Origin of the sequence: Bradyrhizobium sp. STM 3809, assembly GCF_000239795.1 — a bacterium.
Taxonomy (GTDB): domain Bacteria; phylum Pseudomonadota; class Alphaproteobacteria; order Rhizobiales; family Xanthobacteraceae; genus Bradyrhizobium.
In genome coordinates this window covers 25,431-33,222 of record NZ_CAFJ01000161.1, presented here as the reverse complement: position 1 = coordinate 33,222, position 7,792 = coordinate 25,431, and the positions used below count along the sequence as shown (strand labels likewise).

The following is a 7,792-nucleotide window of genomic DNA, read 5'->3' as shown; positions in this document are numbered from 1 at the left end:
CCTTCATGATGCCGTGCTCCATCAGCATGTCCTCGAGCTCGTCCATCGTGATCGGAGTCGGGATGATGCCCTTGCCGGCATTGCCGTGGATTTTGGTCGCCAGGTTGCGGTAGTGGTTGGCCTGCACCGACTCCGGCGCATATTCCAGCACGGTCATGCGGCGCAGCTCGGCGTGCTGCACGATGTTGTCGCGCGGCACGAAGTAGATCAGCTGGGTGCCGAGCTTCTTGGCGAGAGCCTCGGCCAGCTCCAGCTCCTTGTCGGTCTGGCGCTCGTTGCAGACCAGGCCGCCGAGGCGCACGCCGCCGGAGTTCGCGTACTTCAGAATGCCCTTCGAGATGTTGTTGGCGGCATACATCGCCATCATCTCGCCGGACATCACGATGTAGATCTCCTGCGCCTTGTTCTCGCGGATCGGCATCGCGAAGCCGCCGCAGACCACGTCGCCGAGCACGTCGTAGGACACGTAGTCGATGTCCTCATAGGCGCCGTTCTCTTCCAGGAAGTTGATCGAGGTGATCACGCCGCGGCCGGCGCAGCCGACGCCCGGCTCCGGACCGCCGGACTCGACGCAACGGATGTCGCGATAGCCGACCTTCATCACCTCCTCGATCTCGAGGTCCTCGACGCTGCCCGCGGCAGCGGCCAGGCTCAGGATGGTGTCCTGCGCCTTGGCGTGCAGGATCAGGCGGGTCGAATCCGCCTTGGGGTCGCAGCCGACGATCAGGATCCGATGACCCATCTCGGCGAGCGCCGCCAGAGTGTTCTGCGACGTCGTCGATTTGCCGATGCCGCCCTTGCCGTAGAATGCGATTTGTCGAAGTGATGACATTCTGCTCTCCATCAACCGATTGCCAATGTCCCGCATGCGCCTTGCATGACCAGGACCGCGTCCTCTCTCCAGAACCGGCAGACGGGTTATTGGGAAGGAGAGCATCGCTCGTCCGAAGCGTCGGCGTGCACTCAGCCCTCAACCTTTGCCTGACCAGAGTTTTGCAACGGCTGTGCCAGAGCTTTGGAATCGTTAAAAAGGCCATGTTTTGAAAGAGATGCGGTCAAGCTCGAAGCTAGGATGAGCTTGTTGCAAACCCGACATCGGAGTTTTTCACCCGACGCTCCCGCGACGTGCTGTCCGAAACGACACATGTCGTCGCCGGCTCCACGCAGCGCCGCAGCGAACTTTCCTCGCAGCGCTTGTATGAAGCCCGCTCAGGCCGGCGGTACGGAGTTTGCTTGATGTAGATCAAACCCGTTTGCGGACGGGGCAGCAGGAGTATTTCGATGTCCGGCAAAGCTTGCGTCTTTGTCATTGAAGCCGACCAGGTGATCCGCTCGGCGCTCGGCTACATCCTCAGTGAGCGTCACGAGACCTTCACTTTCGCGGAGACCGCGGATGCGCTGAGCAAGGCGGCACGGGCTGTGCCCGACGCGGTGCTGGTCGGCAGCAGCATTCTGGAGGATGGCGGCGCCGAGACGGTCGGCATGCTCGCCCGCAAGCTGCACCAGGCCGGCATCATCGTCGTCGCAGGCTCTACCAAATCGCCGCTCGCGCTCGCCGGGTTACGCCAGGGCGCCGAGGCGATCATCGCCAAGCCGATCACCTTCGACGGCGTGACCCATGCGGTCGACGCGGTGCTGGCCCGGCGCGGTACCGAGCCAAGCCTCGCGGCGCCGTCGCCGTGACGCACATTGAGATCAGCAGATGACCAGGAGAGGATCATGTTGAAGATGGCCCAGACCGGGGCGCCGGCGACCCCGGACATCGAGGACATCGTCGAGAATTTCTCCCTGCTCGACGACTGGGACGACCGCTACCGCTACGTCATCGAGCTCGGCCGCGGCCTGGCGCCTTTGCCCGATGCCGACCGGAACGACGGCAACAAGGTGCAGGGCTGTACCAGCCAGGTCTGGGTTGCCACGTCCGTGCGGCACGGTGCCGCAATGCCAGTGCTGGACTTCATCGGCGACAGCGACGCCCACATCGTCCGCGGCCTGGTCGCGATCCTCCTGGCGATGGTCTCCGGCCGCACCGCGCCGGAGATCCTCGCCGCCGATCCCATCGCATTGTTCGAGAAGCTCGGGCTGCGCGAGCATCTGACGCCGCAACGATCGAACGGCTTCCGCTCGATGGTGAGCCGGATCAAGGCCGATGCGCAAGCGGCGATGGCCGCGGCGGCGTAAGTCGAACTGGCTGGTTTGCTTGTTTAGTTGATCCCGTCTGGCGCGGCATACTCAATGCACCCTCTCCCCTTGTGGGAGAGGGTGGCGCGCACGAGCGCGGCGAAGGCGCGCTGGGTGAGGGGTTGCGTCGGCATACTCAGACGTCAGCGATTTGCGGAGACAACCCCTCACCCGAGTGAGTCTGGAGCTGATAGCGGCGATGCCCTCTCCCACAAGGGGAGAGGGCACAGTCATGGGCACCGCTTCTTCGCAACAATAGCGGTCGGAAAATGCCGCTACGAGAAAAACTCCTGCGCCTTCTTCAGCGCGCGGACCAGCACGTCGACCTCTTCCCGGGTGTTGTACATCGCGAACGATGCCCGGCAGGTCGCGGTCACGCCGAAGCGCTCCAGCAGCGGCATGGCGCAGTGGGTCCCGGCGCGCACCGCCACGCCGGAACGGTCGATGACCGTTGCAAAATCGTGGGCATGGGCGCCCTGCATCTCGAACGAGACGATGGCGCCCTTGTCGGCGGCGTTGCCGATGATGCGCAGCGAGTTGATCTCGCGCAGCTGCTCGGTGGCGTAGGTCACGAGATCATGCTCATGGGCGGCGATGCGCTGCTTGCCGATCGAGGCGACGTAGTCGATCGCGGCGCCGAGACCGGCGGCCTCGACGATCGGCGGCGTGCCGGCCTCGAAGCGGTGCGGCGGGTCGCCATAGGTCACCCAATCGCGCGCGACCTCGCGGATCATCTCGCCGCCCCCGTTGAACGGCGGCATCGAGGCCAACAGCTCGCGCTTGCCATAGAGCGCGCCGATCCCGGTCGGGCCGTAGATCTTGTGGCCGGTGATGCAGTAGAAGTCCGCGTCGAGATCCAGGACGTCGACCTCCATGTGCACCGCGGCCTGCGAGCCGTCGATCAGCACCGGGATACCGCGGTCGTGCGCGATGCGGATGACCTCCTTGACGGGGACGACGGTGCCGAGCACGTTCGACATCTGTGTCATCGCCACCATCTTGGTGCGCGGCGTCAGCAGCTTCTCGAACTCGTCGAGCAGGAAGTTGCCGTCATCGTCGACCGGGGCCCATTTGATGACAGCGCCCTGGCGCTCCCTGAGGAAATGCCAGGGAATGATGTTGGCATGGTGCTCCATGATCGAGAGCACGATCTCGTCGCCCGGTCCGATGCGCTCGCGGCCGAAGGTCTGCGCCACCAGGTTCACCGCCTCAGTGGCACCGCGGGTGAAGATGATCTGCTCGGGGCTCTCAGCGTTGAGGAACGACGCCACCTTGGCGCGCGCGCCCTCATAGGCCTCGGTGGCGGCGTTGGCGAGATAATGCAGGCCGCGATGCACGTTGGCGTATTCGGACGTATAGACCTGGTTCATCCGGTCCAGCACCGCCTGCGGCTTCTGCGCGGACGCGGCGTTGTCGAGATAGACCAGCGGCTTGCCATGCACCTGCATGCCGAGGATGGGGAAATCCGCCCGGATGCGGCCGACGTCGTAGCCGCTCCCGTTCACCGCTGCATGCATCATTTACTCCCGTCGTCCGAGCCAGCCCAGCAGCGCCCCGGTCAGCGCGTCGCGCACAGCCTCATTGGCCGCGCCCTCGATGATCTCGCCGATGAAGGCCTGGATCAGCAGCGCCTTCGCCTCATCAGGCGGAATGCCGCGCGCCATCAGATAGAACAGCAGTTCGTCGTCGATCGCACCGGTCGTGGTGCCGTGGCCGCATTGCACGTCATCGGCGAAGATCTCGAGCTCCGGCTTGGAGTCGGCCTCGGCCTCGTCGGAGAGCAGCAGCGCCCGAGACATCATCTTGGCGTCGGTCTTCTGCGCGCCGGGGGCGACCGTGATCTTGCCCTGGAACACCGCGCGCGCGGTGTCGCCGACCACCGCCTTGAAGGTTTCGCGGCTCTGTCCGTTCTCGGCCGCATGCTCGATCGCAAGCGTGGTGTCGGCATGCTGCGTCCCCGACAGCAGCGAACCGCCGCGGATGTCAGCGACTGTGCCCTCGCCTGCCAGCCGGACGAACAACTGGTTGCGGATCAGGCTGCCACCGGCGACGAAGCCGAGCTGGTTGAAGGTCGCGCGCGCGCCGATATTGGCGAGCAGCGAGCCGATATGCAGCGCGCTGTTGCCGTCGCTGACGACCTTGATGTGGTCGATCCGCGCCTCGTCGCCGACGACGAGCTGCATCGCGGTGTTGACCTGATACTCGCTGCCATCGGGTCCCTGATGCGACTCGACGATGGTGGCGCTGGCGCCGGCGCCGATATTGACCAGCGAGCGGGTGAACATCGAGGTCGCGACCCAATTGGTCGTGACGAAGGCGACATGGATCGGCCGGCTCAACGCGGTGCCCGGCGCGACCAGGATGACGACGCCATTGGCGGCCAGCGCGGTATTGAGCGCCAGCGCCGGATCGTCATCCGGCACGATCGCGCCGAGGCGCTGCGACAGCAGCGGCTTGTCGGCGGCGAGCGCATCGGCCATCGGCTGGATGGTGAGGCCGGTCTCGAGCTCGGCGAGGTCGGAGAGCTCCGGCACGAAGGCGCCGTCGACGATAACGAGCTTGCGGAAGCCCGCGCCGGCAAACAGATCCTTCGCCTCGCGCGCTTTGGCCTTGGCGGCATCGTCCGGCAGCGAAGCCAGCCGCTTGGCCTCCTTCATCTGCGTGCGCAGATCGGTGTAGCGCCACGCCTCGACGCGCCGGTGCGGCAGGCCGACGGCCGTGAAGCGATCGAAGGCGGCGGCGCGCACCGCCGTGATCTCCTCGCCGCCGGGCAGATAGCGGCGGGCGCCCTGATATAGGTCGGCCAGCCCGAGCTCGGCCTTGGTCTTGCGGATCGCGACGCCCATGCTCGTGCCCGCCCCTTATGCCGCTTCGCTCTGATACTGTGCGTAGCCGGTCGCCTCGAGCTCGCGCGCGAGATCGGCGCCGCCGGTGCGAACGATGCGCCCCGCCGCGAAGACGTGGACGATGTCCGGCACGATGTAGTCGAGCAGCCGCTGATAATGGGTGATCACGATCATGCCACGCTCGGCCGAGCGCAGCGCGTTGACGCCGTTGGCGACCACCTTCAGCGCGTCGATGTCGAGGCCCGAGTCGGTCTCGTCGAGCACGCAAAGCGAGGGCTGCAGTAGCGCCATCTGCAGGGTCTCGTTGCGCTTCTTCTCGCCGCCGGAGAAGCCGACATTCAGTGGCCGCTTCAGCATCTCCGAGTCGATGTTCAGGGTCTTGGCGATCTCGCGCACGCGCTTGATCAGGTCGGGCGAGGACAGCTCCTCCTCGCCGCGCGCCTTGCGCTGGGCGTTGAAGGCGGCGCGCAGGAACGTCAGCGTCGCGACCCCCGGGATCTCCAGCGGATACTGGAACGCCAGGAATACGCCCTTGGCGGCGCGCTCGTCGGCCTCCATCGCCAGCAGGTCCTCGCCGTTCAGATAGACCTCGCCCGCGGTGATCTCGTAGCCGGGCTTGCCGGCGAGCACATAGGACAGGGTCGACTTGCCGGCGCCGTTCGGGCCCATGATGGCGTGGATCTCGCCCTTGTTCACGGTGAGATCCAGCCCCTGAATGATCTTCCGACCCCCGGAGATCTCGGCATGGAGCCCCTTGATTTCGAGCAAGGCCGTCATCGAACACTCCTTCATGTTGTCGCCGCGCGCGACGTCCTCATCCGACTGAACCTTCGAGGCTGATCGAGATCAGCTTCTGCGCCTCGACCGCGAACTCCATCGGCAGCTGCTGCAGCACGTCCTTGACGAAGCCGTTGACGACGAGCCCGACCGCCTCTTCCTGCGAAAGACCGCGCTGGATGCAATAGAACAGCACGTCCTCCGAGATCTTGGAGGTTGTCGCCTCATGCTCGAACACCGCCGAGGAGTTCTTGGCCTCGATATACGGCACGGTGTGTGCGCCGCATTTGTCGCCGATCAGCAGCGAATCGCAGGCGGTGAAGTTGCGGGCGCCGGAGGCCTTGCGGTGGGCGCTGACGAGGCCGCGATAGGTGTTCTGCGACTTGCCGGCGGCGATGCCCTTGGAGATGATCCGGCTCGACGTGTTCTTGCCGAGATGGATCATCTTGGTGCCGCTATCAACCTGCTGGAAACCGTTGGAGATCGCGATCGAGTAGAACTCGCCGCTCGAATTGTCGCCGCGCAGGATGCAGCTCGGGTACTTCCAGGTGATGGCCGAGCCGGTCTCGACCTGGGTCCACGAGATCTTCGAATTGGCGCCGCGGCAGTCGCCGCGCTTGGTGACGAAATTGTAGATGCCGCCCACGCCCTCGGAGTTGCCGGGATACCAGTTCTGCACCGTCGAATATTTGATCTCGGCATCGTCAAGCGCGACCAGCTCGACCACGGCGGCATGCAGCTGGTTCTCGTCGCGCTGCGGCGCGGTGCAACCCTCGAGATAAGAGACATAGGCGCCCTTGTCGGCAATGATCAGGGTGCGCTCGAACTGTCCGGTGTTGCGCTCGTTGATGCGGAAATAAGTCGACAGCTCCATCGGGCAGCGCACGCCCGGCGGCACGTAGACGAACGAGCCGTCGGAGAACACCGCCGAGTTGAGCGTCGCAAAATAATTGTCGGTGGTCGGCACGACCGTGCCAAGATACTTCTGCACGAGATCGGGATGCTCGCGCAGCGCCTCGGAGATCGGCATGAAGATCACGCCGGCCTTCTTCAGCTCATCCTTGAAGGTCGTGGCCACCGAGACCGAATCGAACACGGCATCGACCGCGATCTTGGTCCGTGGCGCGGCCGCCTCGCCGTCCTCGGCTTCCACGGCTGCGGTGGGACGCTCGACGCCTTCGAGGATCTCGACCTCGCGCAGGGGAATGCCGAGCTTCTCATAGGTCTTGAGAATCTCCGGATCGATCTCGTCGAGCGAAGCCACCTTCTTCTTCGGCTTCGGCGCCGAATAGTAATAGAGGTCCTGATAGTCGATCCTGGGATAGCCGACGCGCGCCCAGGTCGGCTCGGTCATGGTCAGCCAGCGGCGATACGCCTCCAGCCGCCATTCCAGCATCCAGCCCGGCTCGTTCTTCTTGGCCGAGATGAAGCGGATGGTGTCTTCCGACAGCCCTTTCGGAGCCTTCTCGGATTCGATCTGCGTCTCGAACCCGTAACGATATTGATCGACGTCGATGCCCTTGACCCGATCAATGGTCTCCTGAACCGCTGCCATCTCTCACTCCGCTTCCAAGCTGTCGACGAGGTGCCCGCGTCAGGCGGGCACGCAGGTGTCCGGCACCGGACAGACGGCGGCGCATTGCGGCGCGTCGAAGTGGCCCTCGCACTCCGTGCACTTCTTCGGATCGATGATGTACATGTCGTTCTTCAGCCGGATGGCCGCGTTCGGACATTCGAACTCGCAGGCTCCGCAGACCGTGCATTGTGACGCGATGATCTTGTAGGCCATGTGCTGCTCCCCGCGCTTTCAGCGACATCGGACGATGTCATTCGGGCACCATCTTTCAAGCGCCGTGCCAGAGCGCATTTGGTTGATTTCTAAGGAAGATTCTAAATGGCCCGGGCGGCGGTCAGCTGTCGCGCTCCCGACAGCATGTCGTAAGTGCGACAGGGCGGGAGCAGCGAGGCACTCGCGACCTGACGGCCAT

At 64.7% G+C, this 7,792-nt stretch carries 8 protein-coding genes; 2 read left to right on the top strand and 6 right to left on the bottom strand.

Features of this window, described 5'->3' with window-relative positions:
• The coding region (nifH, locus tag BRAS3809_RS08490) for a nitrogenase iron protein (protein WP_035655766.1) at positions 1-832 on the bottom strand (832 nt) is incomplete at its 3' end.
• A 449-nt stretch (positions 833-1,281) separates the two neighbouring features.
• Between nifH and BRAS3809_RS08485 the strand changes: the two genes are divergently transcribed.
• Positions 1,282-1,683: a response regulator gene (locus BRAS3809_RS08485; RefSeq protein ID WP_008961676.1), complete on the top strand. Its 402-nt coding sequence runs from the start codon at positions 1,282-1,284 to the stop codon at positions 1,681-1,683.
• Positions 1,684-1,719: 36 nt separating this feature from the next.
• Positions 1,720-2,181, top strand: coding sequence for a SufE family protein (locus BRAS3809_RS08480; protein ID WP_008961675.1), 462 nt, complete (start codon positions 1,720-1,722; stop codon positions 2,179-2,181).
• A gap of 275 nt (positions 2,182-2,456) precedes the next feature.
• Here BRAS3809_RS08480 and BRAS3809_RS08475 read toward each other — a convergent pair whose 3' ends face one another.
• The 5 genes from BRAS3809_RS08475 to BRAS3809_RS08455 are packed head-to-tail and all read right to left on the bottom strand — an operon-like array spanning position 2,457 to position 7,593.
• A complete protein-coding gene (locus BRAS3809_RS08475) occupies positions 2,457-3,698 on the bottom strand; it encodes a cysteine desulfurase (RefSeq protein WP_008961674.1) in 1,242 nt (413 codons plus the stop codon).
• Positions 3,699-3,701: 3 nt separating this feature from the next.
• On the bottom strand, positions 3,702-5,027 hold the full coding sequence (sufD, locus tag BRAS3809_RS08470; RefSeq protein ID WP_008961673.1) for a Fe-S cluster assembly protein SufD: 1,326 nt from the start codon (positions 5,025-5,027) through the stop codon (positions 3,702-3,704).
• 15 nt (positions 5,028-5,042) lie between these two features.
• The gene (gene sufC / locus BRAS3809_RS08465; protein ID WP_008961672.1) at positions 5,043-5,804 is read right to left on the bottom strand and encodes a Fe-S cluster assembly ATPase SufC; all 762 of its coding nucleotides are present in this window, start codon (positions 5,802-5,804) and stop codon (positions 5,043-5,045) included.
• Between the two features lie 37 nt (positions 5,805-5,841).
• Entirely contained in the window at positions 5,842-7,359 is a 1,518-nt protein-coding gene (gene sufB / locus BRAS3809_RS08460) for a Fe-S cluster assembly protein SufB (RefSeq protein ID WP_008961671.1), read from the bottom strand.
• Positions 7,360-7,398: 39 nt separating this feature from the next.
• On the bottom strand, positions 7,399-7,593 hold the full coding sequence (locus BRAS3809_RS08455) for a 4Fe-4S dicluster domain-containing protein (protein WP_008961670.1): 195 nt from the start codon (positions 7,591-7,593) through the stop codon (positions 7,399-7,401).
• Positions 7,594-7,792 lie beyond the last annotated feature (199 nt).

Excerpts from the sequence above, each read along its gene's own strand:
- BRAS3809_RS08475 (WP_008961674.1), bottom strand. The coding sequence starts at position 3,698 with ATGCATGCAGCGGTGAACGGGAGCGGCTACGACGTCGGCCGCATCCGG.
- sufB (WP_008961671.1), bottom strand. The coding sequence starts at position 7,359 with ATGGCAGCGGTTCAGGAGACCATTGATCGGGTCAAGGGCATCGACGTC.
- BRAS3809_RS08455 (WP_008961670.1), bottom strand. The coding sequence starts at position 7,593 with ATGGCCTACAAGATCATCGCGTCACAATGCACGGTCTGCGGAGCCTGC.
- BRAS3809_RS08485 (WP_008961676.1), top strand. The coding sequence starts at position 1,282 with ATGTCCGGCAAAGCTTGCGTCTTTGTCATTGAAGCCGACCAGGTGATC.
- sufC (WP_008961672.1), bottom strand. The coding sequence starts at position 5,804 with ATGACGGCCTTGCTCGAAATCAAGGGGCTCCATGCCGAGATCTCCGGG.
- BRAS3809_RS08480 (WP_008961675.1), top strand. The coding sequence starts at position 1,720 with ATGTTGAAGATGGCCCAGACCGGGGCGCCGGCGACCCCGGACATCGAG.
- sufD (WP_008961673.1), bottom strand. The coding sequence starts at position 5,027 with ATGGGCGTCGCGATCCGCAAGACCAAGGCCGAGCTCGGGCTGGCCGAC.